General features: G+C 48.1%; 16 protein-coding genes. 2 read left to right on the forward strand and 14 right to left on the reverse strand.

What is annotated here, in order from left to right; translation table 11 throughout:
* Window positions 1-73 precede the first annotated feature (73 nt).
* The 14 genes from LA360_RS27680 to LA360_RS27745 form a co-directional block, all read right to left on the reverse strand.
* Window positions 74-1,027 carry a TIGR03943 family putative permease subunit gene (locus LA360_RS27680; protein WP_057571030.1) on the reverse strand — a complete coding sequence of 318 codons (954 nt, stop codon included), beginning with the start codon at window positions 1,025-1,027 and terminating at the stop codon, window positions 74-76.
* On the reverse strand, window positions 1,024-2,583 hold the full coding sequence (locus LA360_RS27685) for a permease (RefSeq protein WP_112482578.1): 1,560 nt from the start codon (window positions 2,581-2,583) through the stop codon (window positions 1,024-1,026). Before LA360_RS27685 ends, LA360_RS27680 begins: the two co-directional genes overlap by 4 nt.
* Complete coding sequence (locus tag LA360_RS27690) at window positions 2,580-3,554, reverse strand: CobW family GTP-binding protein (RefSeq protein ID WP_022200825.1); 975 nt, start codon at window positions 3,552-3,554, stop codon at window positions 2,580-2,582. The genes LA360_RS27685 and LA360_RS27690 overlap by 4 nt, the downstream gene beginning before the upstream one ends.
* A gap of 274 nt (window positions 3,555-3,828) precedes the next feature.
* Window positions 3,829-4,632 (reverse strand): metal ABC transporter permease, encoded by an 804-nt coding sequence (locus tag LA360_RS27695; RefSeq protein ID WP_022200824.1) that lies wholly within the window; start codon window positions 4,630-4,632, stop codon window positions 3,829-3,831.
* Window positions 4,619-5,326, reverse strand: a complete 708-nt coding sequence (locus LA360_RS27700; RefSeq protein WP_022200823.1) for a metal ABC transporter ATP-binding protein — start codon at window positions 5,324-5,326, stop codon at window positions 4,619-4,621. Before LA360_RS27700 ends, LA360_RS27695 begins: the two co-directional genes overlap by 14 nt.
* A 23-nt stretch (window positions 5,327-5,349) precedes the next feature.
* Window positions 5,350-6,441 carry a metal ABC transporter substrate-binding protein gene (locus LA360_RS27705; protein WP_022200822.1) on the reverse strand — a complete coding sequence of 364 codons (1,092 nt, stop codon included), beginning with the start codon at window positions 6,439-6,441 and terminating at the stop codon, window positions 5,350-5,352.
* Between the two features lie 178 nt (window positions 6,442-6,619).
* Window positions 6,620-6,931 carry an AraC family transcriptional regulator gene (locus LA360_RS27710; protein WP_112482576.1) on the reverse strand — a complete coding sequence of 104 codons (312 nt, stop codon included), beginning with the start codon at window positions 6,929-6,931 and terminating at the stop codon, window positions 6,620-6,622.
* A 314-nt stretch (window positions 6,932-7,245) separates the two neighbouring features.
* Complete coding sequence (locus tag LA360_RS27715) at window positions 7,246-8,394, reverse strand: ABC transporter substrate-binding protein (protein WP_112482574.1); 1,149 nt, start codon at window positions 8,392-8,394, stop codon at window positions 7,246-7,248.
* A gap of 47 nt (window positions 8,395-8,441) precedes the next feature.
* Window positions 8,442-9,458 carry an ABC transporter permease gene (locus LA360_RS27720; protein WP_002584155.1) on the reverse strand — a complete coding sequence of 339 codons (1,017 nt, stop codon included), beginning with the start codon at window positions 9,456-9,458 and terminating at the stop codon, window positions 8,442-8,444.
* Between the two features lie 16 nt (window positions 9,459-9,474).
* Window positions 9,475-10,968 (reverse strand): sugar ABC transporter ATP-binding protein, encoded by a 1,494-nt coding sequence (locus LA360_RS27725; RefSeq protein ID WP_112482572.1) that lies wholly within the window; start codon window positions 10,966-10,968, stop codon window positions 9,475-9,477.
* Between the two features lie 50 nt (window positions 10,969-11,018).
* Entirely contained in the window at window positions 11,019-11,468 is a 450-nt protein-coding gene (locus LA360_RS27730; RefSeq protein WP_112482570.1) for an RbsD/FucU family protein, read from the reverse strand.
* Window positions 11,462-12,166, reverse strand: a complete 705-nt coding sequence (locus tag LA360_RS27735) for a class II aldolase/adducin family protein (protein ID WP_112482568.1) — start codon at window positions 12,164-12,166, stop codon at window positions 11,462-11,464. Before LA360_RS27735 ends, LA360_RS27730 begins: the two co-directional genes overlap by 7 nt.
* A gap of 37 nt (window positions 12,167-12,203) precedes the next feature.
* On the reverse strand, window positions 12,204-13,673 hold the full coding sequence (locus tag LA360_RS27740) for a rhamnulokinase (protein WP_022200816.1): 1,470 nt from the start codon (window positions 13,671-13,673) through the stop codon (window positions 12,204-12,206).
* A 12-nt stretch (window positions 13,674-13,685) separates the two neighbouring features.
* The gene (locus LA360_RS27745) at window positions 13,686-15,479 is read right to left on the reverse strand and encodes an L-fucose isomerase (RefSeq protein WP_022200815.1); all 1,794 of its coding nucleotides are present in this window, start codon (window positions 15,477-15,479) and stop codon (window positions 13,686-13,688) included.
* A 227-nt stretch (window positions 15,480-15,706) separates the two neighbouring features.
* Between LA360_RS27745 and LA360_RS27750 the strand changes: the two genes are divergently transcribed.
* Window positions 15,707-16,558: an AraC family transcriptional regulator gene (locus tag LA360_RS27750; RefSeq protein ID WP_022200814.1), complete on the forward strand. Its 852-nt coding sequence runs from the start codon at window positions 15,707-15,709 to the stop codon at window positions 16,556-16,558.
* Window positions 16,559-17,107: 549 nt separating this feature from the next.
* A complete protein-coding gene (locus LA360_RS27755; RefSeq protein ID WP_057571024.1) occupies window positions 17,108-18,049 on the forward strand; it encodes an Abi family protein in 942 nt (313 codons plus the stop codon).
* Window positions 18,050-18,091: the final 42 nt, after the last annotated feature.

The raw sequence follows: 18,091 nt of genomic DNA on the forward strand, positions 1-18,091 counted from the left end.
ATAAACAGTGCGGCCGCTTTCATTTTTCAATCTTTATTTTTTCCCTTTCAATTCTCCTTCATCATTTTTCCGATTAAAAGTACGGATAAACGTATTCTTCTTCAGGCTTCCCGGCTGCTTCAATGCTCTGAGCCTTTAAAATCAGAGACTCTCCGTTCTCGCTGATTCCAAATGTACCCGTTACCGTCACCCAGTCGTCATCCTTGAATGTCACTTCACTGTCACTGTCCACCAGAAAACCAATTGGGGTTAAATCCGCGGCACAGCACCACATGGACAGCCGGACCAGGGCAAAATCGCATTTTTTTTGGATGTCCGGAGTACGGAATACAAAGCCTTTCATTACAACGGTATAACCTTCATACTTTTCATAAAAATTACTCAATTCATACATCCATGTGTAGTAATCTTCATCTGCAATCGTAATGGTTTTTTCTGCCTCGTCCAGACCTCTTAAGTCATACCATGGATTTTCTTCTCCATAGGACTGTCCAGTATCATCTTCCGGATAAGCATCGGTTCCGCTGTATCCATCCTTTTCTGTATTTTCCCCGTCCGGCAGCCCTGAACCTGCTTCTCCATCGGAGAGCGGCCCCCGGGATTCTCCTCCGGCCGCCGGCAATGTCTGCCTCACAGTACTCCCCGCTGTCTTCCGCCCCGGATTTCCCGCCATCTGGCCGCCGCCATTTCCAAAACCCATGGATAAACCGGAGTTCTCATAGCTTCTGACCATACTGCTTCCCCCAGGATCGGCCGGGCGGAAGGCAAGCAGCAGAATCGGAATAATAAAAACAAAGGAACGGGCCAGCTTTACCCGATACCGGGGTGTCAGTAAGTATCTTCCGGTAAACACCGCCCATAAAAGCATTAAAGCAGACATGCCGTAAAGATACGGCTTCATCCTTGGAGTCACATAGTTTAAATACCCGCCTGAAAAAGTAAGCTGAAACAACAGGTATCCAAACAGCAGATAACAGATACATTCTGTCAGTACCTGAAGGTTGATTCCTTTTCCCCGCAGCGTCATATCCCGATTCCTCCGCTTCCCCCTATTATAAACACCCCTGTCACAATAAAACAGACAAGAAATGTGGTTGCAAAAAGGCGTATAACAAAACCGGATTTAAAGCCGGAAAGCAGCATGGCGGCATTTTTGATGTCCATCATGGGGCCGAACACCATGAATCCAAGGGCAGCCCCCGCCGGAAGACTCCCGGCCATGCTTCTGACCACCACCGCGTCGGAGGAGGAACAGAGGGACAGCACAAAGGCCAGCCCCATCATCACCAGAAGCGCTTTCCAGGGCGCCCCAGCGCCGCCCGTAGCCACTGCCTGGGGAATCATATCCTGGAACAGTGTGGATGCAAAGATTCCTGTGAGCAGGAATTTCCCCACTGAGAAAAATTCATTCTGGGCGTGCCTCATCATCAGCGAAAAACGTGACAGCCGGGTACCGGTTTCTGCCGGAAGGCTGTAATCCACACACACCGCCTGGAAAGGCATGGCCTGTTCTATCAGATAATCCGCAGGCGGTTTAAAAAGATAGGTTAATCCGCAGAGTACGGCACACAGTATTCCTAATCCGCATCTGGCCGCGACAATTTTGTAATTGCCGTTAAACGCATACCAGGTAGAGAGGATGACTACCGGGTTAATGACCGGAGATACCAGCATAAAGGTCACGGCAGCCGGCATGGGCACCCCCTTTTTGACCAGGCTTTTAAATACAGGGATAGACGCACAGTCGCATACCGGCAGGCAAAAACCGGCAATCACCGCAAAGAGCTGTCCCGCCAGGATTTTTCCGGGGAACTTTCTCTGAATCCAGTCCGTCCTTAAGTAAACCTGGATCAGAGATGAAAGCAGGACGCCAATCGCCAAAAAAGGTGCCGCCTGCAGAAAAACCCCAAGGAATATGCTGACATACCGGCCGGGCGGAACCCCCACTTCATTCAGCAGCGGAAAAACCATCATATACAACATGACCGCGGTCAGAATCATCAGGAAACAATGCCGGGGCTTCATGCCGAAACGGAATAAGGCGCGCGCAAAACGATCCCGGCTGGTATAGACCCGAATATCCGGATTGCAGTTATAAAGTACATCCATGTCATTCCGATTCCGCCGATGTCCTCTCAGCCTGACATAAGCGCAGTCGCTCCCCGCAATCTGCGAATACGCGGCCGCTCCCGCGTCTGGAATCCTGGCCTTAAAGCTGGCGCCGTCCGCTGCATAGACCACCTTTTCAATACTCAGTACCGCTTTTGCGGTGAACTGGAGAAGCATTTCCTCCAGTCTATGGAAATGCTCCATTCCGTTCCATTCAACCAGGATTAAATCAGGGCTGTGCCTGTCAATATAGCGAGTGATTGTATCCGCAATGCCGAAGGGAATCTGTTCCAGCTGGTTTTTTGAGAATACCAGTTCTTTCACGCGTTCCTGTTCTGTCAGAGGTGTCTCTCCTGATTCAAACTGGATGACCAGGATATCCTGCTCATCCAGCTCCTGTTCAATCAACTGGTTGATGAGTGTGGTCTTTCCCGAATCCAGCAGTCCAGTTATGACCCATACCGGCGTTGTCATGTTGTTTCCTCTCTGAATAATGTGCGTATCTGCTGTTCATCCAGGCCGGTGCCTATGAAACAGACCTGGTTTCCAACTATATTTACAGGTTCAATGCTTAAACTGCCCGGCAGATAGTGAAAGACCAGTCCCCGGCGTCCGTCTGTCACAATCCCCTTTCCCCTGAGAATTTCCCCCACTGCATGTTTCACAACACGCAGAACCCTTTTTCTCAGCGGTTCCTCCGTAATAGGCTCTTTCCACTCAATTGTGACAGAAGAAAAAACCTCCCTGGCAAAATGACGGCGGATAAAACCAGCCTTCCCGGACGGTTCCCTGGGGCTGCGGATCCGCACGGGTTTCATGGATACCGCTGTTTCCATCTCCAGTCTGAAAATGCCGCTGTTTCGCGGGCCATACCGGAATACGGATGCGGGAATGGATTCCCAAAAGTCTGCCTCGATCCTGGCCTCCGGATTCAGTTTCCGAAGTTTTGCCTTCACCGGTTGGATTTCATGTACATCTTCCTCCTGGCGGCTTAACAGGATCAAATCGGCATAGGCAATCTGGTCCTCAAAAAATTCCCCGTAATTTTTCCTATATTTATCAAATGACCGTATATCCACCACGGTTATTGTCTTTTTCAGATGGATGAGGCCCCTGTCCTCCTGTTTTAAACAGATTTTAATAATATCGGATAATCTGCCCACGCCGGATGGCTCCACCAATACAGCATCCGGTGCGTAGTCCTTTAGTATGCGTTCCATCGCTTTCTCAAAGTCTCCGGTCAGACTGCAGCAGATACACCCGTCGCTTAAGCTGGTAACAGCCAGGCTGCATTCCTTAAGCAGTCCGGCGTCAATCCCGGCCTCCCCAAAGTCGTTTTCAATCACAACAATTTTCTTGTTCCTGAGCGCGGAACGCACCATTGTTTTAATCAGTGTCGTCTTTCCCGCTCCCAAAAAGCCGGATATCACATAAACGTCCGTCATATACACTCCTTTCTGCCGGCTGCCTCTATCCCGATGCCCCCAGGAATGGGAAGCAAACTCATAGCCGTCCTCTTTCAGCGCCTGTGTCAGCTTTTTTACATAGGCCCGGTACGGCATCCCAGGATACCGTTATATCCGCTCAGAGCCAGGATTGCCTTGACCCCTCAGTAGGTGGAATCCGGATGCTACTCTTATCTTTTTTCCAATATATAAATCCCGTCCGCAATACCTCCTGATTCCGTATTGTCCTTTTCTCTTTGGCCATTTCATGTGATTATTTCCGCCTCAGAATTCTCTTTCCTGCAAACACCAGTATCAGAAATATCACTCCCACCAGAACAATCGTACCGCCCGGCTTCAATCCCAAATAATATGCCGCAAACAGGCCCGTAATCATAAACAGAACATTAAACGCCACTGCAAAGGTAAGCGTCTGGCGGTAACTCGTTCCAAACTGCATGGCGCAGGCCACGGGAACCACCATCATGGATGAGACGATGAGAGCCCCCACCGTCCTGGCGGCGACAGAAACTGTCACCGCGATTAAAACAGTAAACAGGAAGTTCACCGTCTTTACAGGCACCCCGGCCAGCCTGGCGCTCTGTTCATCCAGAGACACATAAAACAGTTCTTTGTACATAAGCAGAAACATAAGCAGAACCGCCATGCTGACGGCGATTACCAGATACAACTCCCCGTTACTGATTGCCACAATACTCCCAAACAGGAAGCTGTTGAAATTGGCTGCATTTTTAACAAATCCCGACAGAACGCCCGCCATGCCAATCCCGGCGGACATAATGACAGCGATGGACATTTCCGAAAACCTGGGAATCTTCCTGCGTATCGCCTCAATCCCAATGGCGGCAACCACGCAGGCAGCCGCAGCGGTCAAGACAGGATTCAGCCCCAGGATCAGCCCGGCCGCCACCCCGGCCAGCGAGGTGTGGGACAGGGCATCCCCAATCATGGACAGGCGCTTACATACAATCACGAGCCCGATACACGGGATAACGGCCGCCAGAAGAATACCTACAATAAAGGCCCGCCGCATAAACGCATATTCAAAGATTTCCATAATTGTTCTCCTTCCTGCCCGGCTGAACCGGTTTCAGGCTTTCATCTTCTAAAAGCCAGATATCGTCCGCATAAGCCATGAGCCGCTTCCGGTCATGAGTGACAATCCAAATGGTCACCCCCTGCTCCCGGTTAATCTGATACAGCAGCCGGTAAAATAAGGTGGTGCTGTCTTCGTCCATACCGAAAGTGGGTTCATCCAGCAGCAAAAGCCGCGGGGCGTTCACAAGCGCTCTTGCCAGCAGGACCCGCTGCTGCTGCCCTCCGGACAGCCGGCCAATCATCCGTTTTGCAAAATCCCCCATTCCGACCTGGTTCAGCGCGCTGCGGACCTGCTCCTTCTCCTTTCTTCCCGCAAACCGGAATCTTCCGATCTGGGCGTATAAATCCGCCTGGACAAGCTCCTCCACGGAAGCGGGAAAATTCTGGCAGGATGCCATGCCGTTTTGGGAAACATAGCTGACCTTCTGCCAGTCCTTGAACTGCCGGATCTCCTGTCCCAGAAGTTCAATCCTGCCCCTTTGTCCATTTAACGGAAGTTCCCCCAGCATGAGCTTTAACAGGGTGCTTTTTCCTGCCCCGTTTGGCCCCAGCAGGACCGCAAACCGGCCCTCGGGGATGGTAAAATTGATGTTCCTTAATATCCTGGTATTTCCATAGGAAAAATCCAGTCCTTTCACTGCAATGGCATCCATCCTCAGTACTCCTGTTCCTGTTTTTATTCAAGCGCCGCCTTAAGCTGCTTTAAGTTATCTTCCATTACGGTGAAGTAATCCGCGCCGTTTTTTAATTCCTCGTCACTTAAACCCTCCAAGGGATTTAAAACCCGTGTCCGGGCTCCTGTTTCCGCCGCGATTGTCTCTGCCACCTTCGGGCTTACCAATTCTTCAAAGAAGATAACTTTGACATGGTTCGTTTTTACAAAGTCAATGATTTCTGCCATTCTGGCCGGGTCCGGTTCCGTATCAGGGGAAAGTCCCGCGATGCCCATCTGGGTCAGCCCGTAGGTATCGCAGAGATAACCGAACGCTTCATGGGACACTACAATGCTCTTACCAGGCAGGGCAGACAGGGTATCTTTGTATTCCTGATCCAGTTCGTCAAACCGGACCGCATAGGTCTTATAATTATCTTCATAGTAATCCTTGTTGTCCGGGTCTGCCTTGACATAAGCATTCTTAATGTTTTCCATTTCTTTCTTCGCGTTCACCGGACTCAGCCATACATGGGGATCGAATTGGCCGCGGTCATGTTCCTCTTCCTCTGCGTGTTCCTCCGCTCCCTCATGTTCTTCCTCATCATGGCTGTGTCCTGGCCTGAGGGTAAGCCCGGCGGAAGCTTCCGCCGATACCAGACGCTTTGTTTCCAGACTGGCAAGCACGTCATCGGCCCAGTGCTCCATACCGGCGCCGCTATAGACAAAGAGATCTGCTTCCTCCAGGTTCTTGATATCGGTTGCAGCCGGTTCCCAGTCATGGGGTTCTGTGCCGGCCGGGACCATGTCTGTCACCTCCGCTTTATCACCGCCGATTTTGACGGCAAAATCATACATGGGATAAAAACTGGCCATTACCTTCAGTTTCTGCCCGTCCGTATCCTCTGCTTCAATCTCAGCACTGAATTCTTCTGACTCTGATGAAGCTGCGCCTGTGCTTTCTTCATCCCTGCTTACCGCGGCGGTGGTTGAGACAGGCTCTGTATCAGAGGCCCCTGGGGCGGCGGTATTTCCGGAGCACCCTGAAAGCACAACAGCGGAAACAAGAGCCGTCACGGTCAGTGCGCAGAATGTAAATTTTAAATTTTTTTTCATAATGATCATCCTTCCTGATATGTTTTTTCACAGTGATACATAATAAATGCGTACACAAAAAACAAGGCAGATTTCCAGCCATAATGTCCCCCTGACCGTGCAGCCTGACGAAAAAAGTACGCTGACCCAGGGAATTAAAAATATTATGGATAGAAAACAGCCTTGCCGGAAGGAAGTCTTAATTATCTAAACGGATTTTTAAGCTGACCAAAGAAACCGGGCACATATAGAGTCCGGTCTGGTAAGATATTAAGAGTTTTTGAGTAATGATATATGCAAAGATGACGACGGCACCTGTTCCTGCCGCTTCTGTTATCAAGCGGATTGTGGCAGCGCATGCCTGAAGCTCCGCGCAGACAGGACAGTCCTCACCTGTACACTCATGTTCTGTATGTGTGACAATAAAAAAGCCGGAGAGAAGCAGCACAGCGGTTACAAGAAACGCTGTCATGAACGCAAAGATTTTTTTATGCTTTACCAAATAGCTCACTTCGTCTCCTCCTTTCTGTTTTTTCAAACAATCTAATATGATTTCTTGCCGCTTTGTCCTGTACCTGCCCGTTCTTCCATACGGAAACCCCATAATCTGAATCTGATTTTTATTTTAATATTATAACAATTTCCAAAATAATGTCAATATACCAGTTCAACCTAATCAGTCAATGCCTTCTTACGAGATCCACCGTTTTTCCATCTGCACGAAAGATCCGAAAAACAAGATTTTCCTCCTTAATACCGCTATATGCTGAATGGTGCAGCCAGCCGTCTAACCAAGTTATGATTAAACAACTGGCTAACAAAATATTACTTATAGAGACACGGAGCTACTTCCGCCGAATCCATATTGGCGCTGTCATACCACAGTGCACCAGTATCAACATCCTCTACCGGTTCTCCTTTGGCTGCCTTGGCGGCCAGGGTAACCGCCTGATATCCAATCTGTACCGGATTCTGCGTGATGGAACCTGCTAAGACACCACTTTTGATAGCATCAAGCTGGATGGCGCCTGAGTCGAATCCAACGCCGATTACTTTATCTACTCCCAGCACCTGAAGACTCTCATTGGCTGTCACCAGGTTCTTGGCTGTAAATTCGTTGGACGCATAAATGGCAATCAAATCATTTTTATTCAGCAGGGTATTGGCCACAGTCACACAAGCCGCATCATCCACGGTTGCCGGAATGCCTACATCGATAATCACCTTTGCTCCGTCAACTGCCTTATTATACTTATCATGGCCTACTACCATGCATTTATCTTCGCCAACCAAGGTACGCATTTTGTCTATGAAACCGCCCGTCCGTTCTCCAATGGACTGGGATGTCGCATCTTGGGAGACAACGCCGATTCTGACCTCTTCTGCCGGAGCTGTGACCTTATCCTTAATCATTTCATACAATTTCTCCGCGGCCAGACCGCCCGCTACATAGTTGTCCGTAGCGGCATTGGCCACAATGGAGCCTGCAGGGGCATCCGGCACACCGGAATCAAACCCTACAATCGGAATATTTGCTGCCTGAGCATTGGAAATTGCATCAAGGGCCGCCTGTGTATCCAAAGCCGCCAGGCAGATGGCGCTTGGAGCCTTGTTGACCGCATTATTTAACTGCTCAATCTGCTCAGCGACTGCACTCTCACTGGCTGGCCCTACAAAATTGGTGGACTTAAGCCCCAAATCCTCTGCAGCCTGCTCTGATCCCATCTTTACCGCTTTCCAAAAATCATGCTGGAAGCCTTTTGCCACAATCTCAACCGTGACATCGCTGTAGTCCACAGCCCCATCTGCCTTGGCTGCCAACGTATCCCCTGCTGTTGTGTCTTTTACCTCTGTCTCCGGAGCGGCCGCTGCTGCGGCTGTCGTGGCAGGCGCGCTGGCTCCGCTGGAGCAGCCCATTACCATCGTGGAAACTATTGCTGCGCAGATGACTGTACTTAATAATCTTATCTTCATGAATAAACCTCCCTTTATTATCCCGCTTTGCGGGTTATTAGTGCGTATCAATCCTTCCCCTGTTTCCTTCTATTCAAAACATCTACAAATACGGCTATGATCAACACAAATCCGGTAATCAGCAGCTGATAATGTGGCTGTACTCCCACAAAGGGAAGGCCTGTCTTCAAAACGGACATAATAAAAACACCGATTAAAGTCCCCGATATGGAACCCACGCCACCTGCCAGGGATGTTCCGCCGATTACAACCCCGGCGATTGCATCCAGTTCAAATCCATTTCCGGTTCCAGGCATGAGTGTGGAGTATACTGCTGCATAAGACACACCTGCCAGCCCGGCAAACAGACCGCTTATGACATAAGCCAAAGTCTCCCACTTTACCACATTTACACCGGAAAGCCGGGTCGCCTCCTTATTACTCCCAAGAGACAGTATATAGCGTCCCGGACGCGCCTTGTTGAGAAGGATTGCCATCAGGATTGCAAGTGTAATCAGCAGTATGAATCCCGTGGGGATACCTGCCTGCGGAAGCCCTGCCCCTTTTAATTTAAAAATGCCTCTGAATGAGCCGCCCGGCGCAAAAGCCTGCGGAAAGGTCACGGTTGCCGTATTTGTCACAATCGAACCCAGGCCTCTGGTAATCATCATGGTTCCCAGTGTGGCAATAAAGGCCGGAAGCCTCATGACAGATACCATAAGTCCATTGGCAAGTCCGAACAGGCCTCCCATCAGTATGGCCAGGATAACGCACAGCGGCATAGGCAGTCCCAGTTTTGTATACAGCGTTCCTGAAATCAAGGAACAGCAGATACAGACCGTACCAATGGATAAGTCGATTCCTCCGGTGATGATTACAAATGTTACGCCTATCGCCATAAAACCGATATAATAGGACGAATCAAAAATGCTGACCAGTGTACTGTATTTTGCAAAATTGTCCCCAAAAATCCAGAAGAACATGAATAATACAATCAGCGCAATGACTGCCACCAATTTCTGAGTACCGATAGCTTTGAACAATCCATTCGGCTCCTTTTTTACCTGATTCCCATTATTTGACATGTCTTTAACCTCCCATTTAATCTCTCAGTGTAGCGGCATGCATGATTTTTTCCTGGGTAGCTTCTTCTATGCTGATTTCTCCTGTTTTACGGCCCTCACACATAATCAGGATACGGTCACTCATTCGCAGCACTTCCGTCAGTTCAGAGGATATCATGATAATGGACTTCCCCTGCTTTACAAGATTATTCATCAATGTATAAATCTCGCTTTTTGCTCCTACATCGATTCCCCTTGTGGGTTCGTCAAATATCAGGATGTCGCAGTTCCTGGTAAGCCATTTTGCAATGACCACTTTCTGTTGGTTACCTCCCGACAGGTTGCGCACCTGCTGTTCCACGGATGGTGTCTTGGTCTTTAATGCCTCCACATATTGTTCCGCGGTTTCTTTTTCCGCTTTCTTATCAATAAACAGGCCTTTGCAGAATGCTTTCAGGGAAGCCATTGTCGTATTCTCGGCTACCGTTTTCTCAATGATCACACCATAGCGCTTGCGGTCCTCCGACAGATATCCAATCCCGGCGTCAACCGCGTCCTGTGGGTTCTTGATATCCACCCGTTTTCCATTCACATAAATATCACCGCTGTCTCTCCTGTCAGCACCAAAGATAGCCCTGGCTGTCTCCGTCCTTCCGGCTCCCATGAGTCCTGAAAAACCCAGGATTTCTCCTTTGCGAAGTTCAAAGCTTACATCTTTTACTGTTTTCCCAACATTCAGGTGTTCAACCTTCAGCACCACCGGGGCATCCGGCTTTACATTGCTGAAACTCTTAGGCTCCTCATACACCGTGCGTCCTACCATCATCTGGATGATGTCGTCTTTCGTGGAATCCTTGGTTGTCAGCGTACCCACATATTCCCCGTCCCTCATAACCGTTACCCTGTCAGTAATCTGGTTAATCTCATCCATGCGGTGGGAAATGTATACAATTCCGATATCCTTGGCTCTTAGGTCACGGATGATTTTGAACAGCTCGCTGATTTCTGAATCTGTCAGCGCGGCAGTCGGTTCATCAAATACGATTATCTTGGCATCTGTTGAGATTGCCTTGGCTATCTCACACATCTGCTGGCGCCCCACCGTCAGCCTACCCATTGTTTCCCTTGGGTCAATCCTGATATTCAGTAATCCGAACAGCTTTTCTGCCTCTTCTACCATCCTGCGGTCATTAATCAGCTTTCCGTTCATTTTTTCTTTGCCGATAAAGATATTCTGGGCCACCGTTAAGTGGTTCATCATGTTTAATTCCTGATGCACAATCACAATGCCGGCGTCCTGCGCTTCCCTGGGACTTTTAAACTCCACCTGGCGCCCCTCATACACAATAGTACCGCTGTCTTTGCTGTAGATTCCCGTCAATATCTTCATGAGGGTGGATTTTCCGGCGCCATTCTCACCCATCAGTGCATGGACCTCGCCCTTTTTAAGTTCCAGACAGGCATTTTTTAACGCATGTACTCCGACAAAGGACTTATCAATGTCTTTCATGGTCAGAATTACTTCTCCCACATCATCACCTTCCATTTCTTTACTAATTGCACTGTTTTGGCGGAACCCATTTACAGGCCCTGGTCGGTAACTACCCCTTTTTGCAGCATGATATTGGCATAAAGCGCTCTCTCGCTGGTGGCGATAATTGCATAAGCTTTCTTTGCCTCCTCGTAGAACGCGAACCGCTCTATATGGCCAATGGCACTTCTGCCCCTGCTGTCACACGCTTCCACCAATGTCATGTATTGATCCCAGATCGGTGTTTCAACCGTATCCCCGTCCGTTACCGACATCAGGCAGACAGGGTGTTCTACGTAGGTGTCCAGTGGAAAAAGCGAGAGGATTGCTTCCAGTATCTCCGGCACGCCGTGGCCTTCCATATGTATGACATGGGCATCCCTGCCCATGGACTCTGCCGGGAAATTCCCATCGGCAATCACAATCCGGTCGCTGTGACCCATTTCACATAATATCTTTAACAGTTCAGGAGATAATATATGGGGTATTCCTCTTAGCATCTGTTTTCCCCCTGTTTACTGTATTTTTTATAACCGGGGTGCCTGCCGGTTACCCCATATCCTTTCCTCATTGAGATAAGGCGGTCAATATTTTCCCTGGATATTTCCTGTGCACCTCCCAGCATTCTGGCGTTAAGGCTGATTTTTGCAAAGAGTTCCAGTGTTTCCATGCGGTAATAAGCGGTAATCACATCAGCCCCCACGGTCAAAGCTCCATGATTCTGAAGGAGCATTGCGTCATGTTCCCCCAGATAAGGCGCTATGTTATCCGGTACTTCGTAAGTGGAAGGGGTTCCGTAAGGCGTTACCGGAATCGAACCCAGACCAATTACCGTCTCAATCATAGAGTACTCGTCCAACGGCACATTGGCTACCGCGTATCCGGTGGCCACAGGCGGGTGGGCGTGAAGCACGGAATTTACATCCTCACGCTCTTTATAGCAGCGGAGATGCATCTTAATCTCTGAAGAGGGCCTGTATCCGGGAAGGCCTTCCAACACCTCGCCTTTCCCATCGATACGAACCAGTTTTTCCGGTGTGATGAAACTTTTGCTCATTCCGGTGGGAGTGGCAAGAAAGGTTCCGTCATCCAGCCTGGCGGACACGTTGCCGTCATTGGCTGCCACCCAGCCAAGCTGCCACATCTTATGGCACACATCGCAAATCTGTTCCCTTAGTTCCATATAGCTTAATTCCATAATACCTCCTTATTTTCCAGGTTGTCCCGGTCTTTGGTCATTCCAGCATCTTTTTATATTGTCCGTATACCTGCTCCCATTGATCTGTATCTTTCGGCTCATAGATGCTTACCTTGGCGGAAGCCCCTGCGACACTTCTCACCTGATCCAGATCCCTAAGTTCTCCTGTTGCAAGCAGCTGCATAGCCGCGTTACCCAGTACAGTAGCCTCCACCGGTCCGGCAATCACCGGACAATGACACGCATTGGCCGTCATCTGGCAGAGAAGTCCGCTCTGTGTTCCGCCACCCACCATATGGATAGCCGGGTACTCTCTTCCGGTACACATCTTAATTTCTTCCAATGTCATGCGGTACTTAAACGCCAGGCTCTCGTCGATACATCTCACAATCTCCGCCTCATTTTCCGGTACCCTCTGTCCGCTTTCACGGCAGTATCTCCGGATTCTCTCAGGAATGTTTCCAGCCGGAACAAACTCTGGTGCATCCGGGTCAATCAGGGCTTTAAATGGCTTTGCATCCGCGGCCATTTGCTCCAGATGTCCGAAACTGTATTCCTTTCCCTCACGAATCCACTGTCTCCTGCTTTCCTGTATCAGCCACAACCCGATAATATTCTTGAGGAAGGAAATCTTTCCCTGGCACCCGCCTTCATTTGTGATATTCAGCCGTTCTGACAACCCGTTGATAACAGGTTCGTCCAGTTCTGTGCCAAACAGCGACCATGTTCCGCAGCTGATGAAGATGAAATCCTTATCCCTGGCAGGAACAGCCGCAAGGGCACTCTGCGTATCGTGTCCTGCCACAGCAATCACTTCCATGGGCTCAATTCCCAGCTCCTGGCAAATTCCGTTTTTTATGAAACCAAGTCTCGTTCCACATGGAACGATACCGCTCAGAATCCGTTCCGGGATACCTAGGCTCTCCAACACTTCCTTCGACCACATCTTAGTACGGGCATCCAGCATCTGCGTGGTGGACGCGATGGAGTACTCGCTGACCTGCGCCCCACATAGATAATAATTAAATAAGTCCGGCATCAACAGAAGTCTGGAAGTTCCCTCCAGAAGCCCGGGCCGCTTTTCCAGCAGAGCCAAAAGCTGGAATACCGTGTTAATCTCCATAAATTGGCTGCCCGTAATCTGATAAAAGCGGTCCTTATCCATCTTTCCAAAACTCTTTTCAAGCATCCCTGCGGTCCGCGCATCCCGGTAGTGCACCGGGTTTTCTAAAAGATTTCCCTCCTTGTCAATCAGGCCGAAATCCACGCCCCAGGTATCCACGCCGATGCTGTCAATCTTTCCATACCTCTTTGCTTTCATCAGTCCCTGCTTCACTTCATAAAACAGCCGCAGGAAATCCCAGTACATGGTTCCGTTTAATATAACCGGATCATTGGGGAAACGATGGATTTCCTGTATAGATAACCGGCTCCCATCAAAGTTTCCCAGCATTACCCTTCCACTGGAAGCGCCGAAATCCACTGCCAGTACATTTTTATGGCTCATAGACACACCGCCTTACTTATATAAAGGCCCATAGGCCGCACAGGCACGGAAATCCTGTCCCTCTTTGTCCATTCCAAATGCGTTCCAGGCTGCAGGACGGAATATTTTTTCCTCAGGCACATTGTGCATGCTGACAGGAATCCTTAAGATTGAGCAGAGTGTAATGAGGTCCGCCCCAATATGTCCATAGCTGATTGCACCGTGGTTAGCTCCCCAGTTATTCATCACGTCATACGCGGAGGCAAATGCGCCCCGGCCTGTCACCCTGGGCGCAAACCAGGTGCACGGCCATGTGTAGTCCGTTCTCTTCCATAAGATGTCAGTTACATCGTCCGGCAGTTTCACGGTCCAGCCTTCTGCAATCTGCAGCATAGGCCCCAGTCCCTTTACCAGGTTTAAGCGGATCATCGTACATGGCATCTGGGCTTCTGTAACATATCTGGAAGAATAGCCGCCGCCTCTGAAATACCCAAAATCAGCCTCATTCCATGTGGTTGCTTCCAACATTGCCTTCTGATCGTCCGCCGTCACCTCATACCATGGCTTCATGACCGGCTGACCGTCTTCATCCAGGGCTTTACCCGTGGCATCCAAACAGGCCGCTCCGGAATTGATCAGATGCAGGAAACCGCCTGCTTCCTTTGCGACCCCTTCCAAATCATATCCGGCTGCCTTCTTAACAGCCTCAGGGCTCCAGTACGTACGCACATCCGCGAAAATCTGCGCCCTGTTGGTGAGCAGCTTCATGAACAGCATACCCAGCCCATTTAATGTGTCATTCTCAGTAGCCAGTATGTATGGCTCCCTTGCGCCGTTCCAGTCAAAGGAGGAATTCAGCATGGACTCAGCGAAGTCACCATTGGGATAAAAATCTGTCCACTGTCTCTGTCCCTGGAAGCCTGCGGCAATGGCATTGTGTCCGATCCGCTCTTCCTCCCGCCCCTCTGGCAGATTGGGATTCCCATTCATCAAATCCTTGATGATGCACATCATCTTAACTACGAATTCCCAATCCCTATCCTTCTGTTCCCGGGTCTTCTGAACTTCGGGAGGGTTCTTGTCAAAGCCTTCCTTACAGTTTGCCTTTGTCCATGCAAGGGCCTTTTCAAACTCTTTTTTATCGTATATTTCCTCACTCATACGGCGGATCAGTTCCACTTCGTCTACGGATTCCACCCGCATCCCGAGATATTCCTCAATAAATGCCGGGTCTATGATGGAACCTCCAATTCCCATGCAGATAGAACCTATCTGGAGATATGACTTTCCCCTCATGGTAGCGGCAGCCACTGCGGCGCGTCCAAAACGGAGAAGTTTTTCTTTTACATCCTCAGGTATACTTGTATCATCAGCATCCTGGACATCATGTCCATAGATACCAAAAGCCGGAAGCCCCTTCTGCGCATGGGTAGCCAGTACAGAGGCGAGATATACGGCACCGGGTCTCTCCGTTCCGTTAAATCCCCACACGCCCTTGATTGTATGCGGATCCATGTCCATGGTCTCTGCACCGTAACACCAGCATGGGGTCACAGTCAGGGTAATATCCACTCCGGCTCTGCGGAATTTATCCGCGCAGGCCGCGCTTTCCCCCGCCCGTCCAATGGTGGAATCCGCAATCACTACGTTTACCGGTTCTCCATTGCTGTAAAAAAGATTTTCCCTAAACAGGGCCGCCGCGCTTTTGGCCATATTCATGGTCTGTTCTTCCATGGATTCCCTTACTTTCATATATCCCTGTCTTCCGTCTATTGTGGGTCTGATGCCGATAACCGGATAAGACCCAATCAATCTGCTTGCTGCCATAGTGTTTTCCTCCTTTTTAATTTTAGATTGTGTTCGCTTTAACTTATTTAAGTTCTGTATTTTTGTGCTCCTCTTGCGTAATTGTATTATACTATTGATATATAGCTATTTGCTGTGATATAATGGCAAAAAATATAACAATATTCATTTTTTTAGACATTTTATCCATTTATTTACTTTACTGTTCTGTATTTATAGTTATTTTTACATTTTTAGGAGGGCGCAGTATGCACTATTTGGACTATAATGAAAAAAAGCAACACGGGACTCCGGATTTTCCTATCGAATATTACCATGTAGACGAGCACCATCCCCGTTATAACATGCCATTCCACTGTCATAAAGAGTTGGAAATCATCCGGATTTTGGAGGGAATCCTCTATTTAAAGTTAGATGATGAAGAATTTGAAGCTAAAGCTGGGGATATTATTTTTATTAATGAGGGGGTTATTCATGGCGGTTTACCTCATAATTGTATTTATGAATGTATTGTGTTCGATATCCAGCGTCTCCTCATGCACACAGATACCTGTCGGTTTTATATCCGCCTTATTACAAAGCATCAGATTATCGTACAGAATCATTTTACAAAAAGCAACCGTTCCCTGCATCAAATTATCGGCCATCTTTTCATATCCATGCAGCATAGTGAGCCTGGAAACGAATTGATAACTATGGGCACTTTATTTGAAATTTTTGGAATTATCTACCAAAAAGGGCTTTATCAGGATAAGGCTGATGATACAAAATCTTCCAGAAAGATGATGCAGCTCAAACCTGTGCTGGAATACATAGATAGTAATTACGGGCAGACTATTACACTGAATGAATTGTCCAGAATTGCCGGAATGTCTCCCAAATATTTCTGCAGCTATTTCCATTCTATCATTCACAGAACCCCCATTGATTACTTGAACTACTATCGTATTGAGCGCGCCTGCAGCGAATTAAGTACCTCTGATTTAACCTTGACAGAGGTAGCCTATAGATGTGGTTTTAGCGATGTATGCTACTTTATCAAAACATTTAAACGTTATAAAGGAATCACACCACGCCGGTATCGCCTAAATATTGGATAGTATCTAATCTTTCATAAGTATGCCGACGGATAGGTTCCGCTCCCTGAGCTTACCATGTAGCCATCAATACATGTTCGGTAAGCTCCTTCGCTATTTGGTATGTGGATTTTCCAAGGTTTTCCGCCTGTTTCGGATGCATTAAGGTCAGCTTCTGCTGTTTTTCAATGGCACGCTCAGGTATCCATAACTTAAGATCAAGATGTTTCCATTTGACCAATTAGGTACTGTGAATCCAAATTATCCGCCTCAGCAAGCATGATAATACCAATTTCATTTTCCAGGCTGCTTTCGACTATCTCTTGAACCTGATTTTTTTTATTACGATATTGGGTATCCACCGCTTATGTATTTTTTATTATTTCTTACATATACTGATGATGAGCTTTATAGCAAAAGGGGAAAACTAATCTGAAATTTTTCAGAATCGGTTGACACTTTCCCTAATTTTTGCTATATTATGCTCAGTGATCGTGTTGCGGAAACTTGCGAAGCCCGTGACCGGGGGAGAACCTGCGGGTCTCTCCCCTTTTACATTTAAGGAGAAACTATATGGCAACAAAAACATTTTCCTCTTTCCAGGATCAAGTCAGATGGCTAAAGGATGAGAAACAGCTTATTATCACTGACCCTGAATATGCAAAAGAAACCTTAAAGCATATCGGCTATTTCCCTTTGATGGGTGGATATAAACACCTGTTCCGCATCCCACTGACAAAGAAATATAAGGAAGGAACCACATTTGAAGAAATCGTTGCCTTGTACGAATTTGATTCGGAACTAAGAGAATTATTTTTCAAGTACCTGCTACAGATAGAGCGGCATCTCCGTTCCCTGATCTCCTATTATTTTTCCGAAAAATACGGGGAATCTCAAAATGCCTACCTGAACATCAATAACTATAATAACAGCCAGCGCAACCACCGCACAGTTTCAAAACTGATTTCTACCCTCAATCGGGCGGCATCGACCACCGACTATGACTATATCAATTATTACCGTGCTACATATGGAAACATACCGCTTTGGGTGCTGATCAATGTCCTTACGTTTGGGAACCTGTCAAAAATGTACCAGGTAATACCCCAATCCTTACAATCGAAAATATGTAAAAATTTTACAGCCATTAACCAGAAGCAGATGGAGCAGTTCCTTTCTGTCCTTACAAAATTCAGGAATGTCTGCGCCCATGGAGAACGGCTTTTTACTTACCGGACAATAGACAATATTTCCGACCTCCCACTGCACAGGAAAATGTCCATACCTTTAGTGGGAATCCAGTACCAATATGGCAAGAATGACCTGTTTGCCGTTGTCATTGCCTTCCGATATTTAATCCCCAATAAAGATTTTCACGTTTTCCAAAGGAAGCTGTCGCGCCTAATTGATAACGTATCTGCAAACCTTACGCACATAAACAGCTTAGAATTGCTTGAGCGAATGGGATTTCCTCAAAACTGGAAAAAAATAACCCGTTATCGCCTGACTCCATAAAGATTTTCCTGCATACATCAGCCATACTTCCCATACTCCCGC

Source organism: Enterocloster clostridioformis (genome assembly GCF_020297485.1).
Lineage (GTDB): Bacteria > Bacillota > Clostridia > Lachnospirales > Lachnospiraceae > Enterocloster > Enterocloster clostridioformis.

Bases quoted from the DNA above. Each gene is read 5' to 3' on its own strand.
- LA360_RS27720 (WP_002584155.1), bottom strand. From the start codon at position 9,458: ATGTCAAATAATGGGAATCAGGTAAAAAAGGAGCCGAATGGATTGTTC.
- LA360_RS27700 (WP_022200823.1), bottom strand. From the start codon at position 5,326: ATGGATGCCATTGCAGTGAAAGGACTGGATTTTTCCTATGGAAATACC.
- LA360_RS27735 (WP_112482568.1), bottom strand. From the start codon at position 12,166: ATGGAATTAAGCTATATGGAACTAAGGGAACAGATTTGCGATGTGTGC.
- LA360_RS27705 (WP_022200822.1), bottom strand. From the start codon at position 6,441: ATGAAAAAAAATTTAAAATTTACATTCTGCGCACTGACCGTGACGGCT.
- LA360_RS27750 (WP_022200814.1), top strand. From the start codon at position 15,707: ATGCACTATTTGGACTATAATGAAAAAAAGCAACACGGGACTCCGGAT.
- LA360_RS27690 (WP_022200825.1), bottom strand. From the start codon at position 3,554: ATGACGGACGTTTATGTGATATCCGGCTTTTTGGGAGCGGGAAAGACG.
- LA360_RS27680 (WP_057571030.1), bottom strand. From the start codon at position 1,027: ATGACGCTGCGGGGAAAAGGAATCAACCTTCAGGTACTGACAGAATGT.
- LA360_RS27715 (WP_112482574.1), bottom strand. From the start codon at position 8,394: ATGAAGATAAGATTATTAAGTACAGTCATCTGCGCAGCAATAGTTTCC.
- LA360_RS27740 (WP_022200816.1), bottom strand. From the start codon at position 13,673: ATGAGCCATAAAAATGTACTGGCAGTGGATTTCGGCGCTTCCAGTGGA.
- LA360_RS27745 (WP_022200815.1), bottom strand. From the start codon at position 15,479: ATGGCAGCAAGCAGATTGATTGGGTCTTATCCGGTTATCGGCATCAGA.
- LA360_RS27755 (WP_057571024.1), top strand. From the start codon at position 17,108: ATGGCAACAAAAACATTTTCCTCTTTCCAGGATCAAGTCAGATGGCTA.
- LA360_RS27695 (WP_022200824.1), bottom strand. From the start codon at position 4,632: ATGGAAATCTTTGAATATGCGTTTATGCGGCGGGCCTTTATTGTAGGT.
- LA360_RS27685 (WP_112482578.1), bottom strand. From the start codon at position 2,583: ATGACAACGCCGGTATGGGTCATAACTGGACTGCTGGATTCGGGAAAG.
- LA360_RS27730 (WP_112482570.1), bottom strand. From the start codon at position 11,468: ATGCTAAGAGGAATACCCCATATATTATCTCCTGAACTGTTAAAGATA.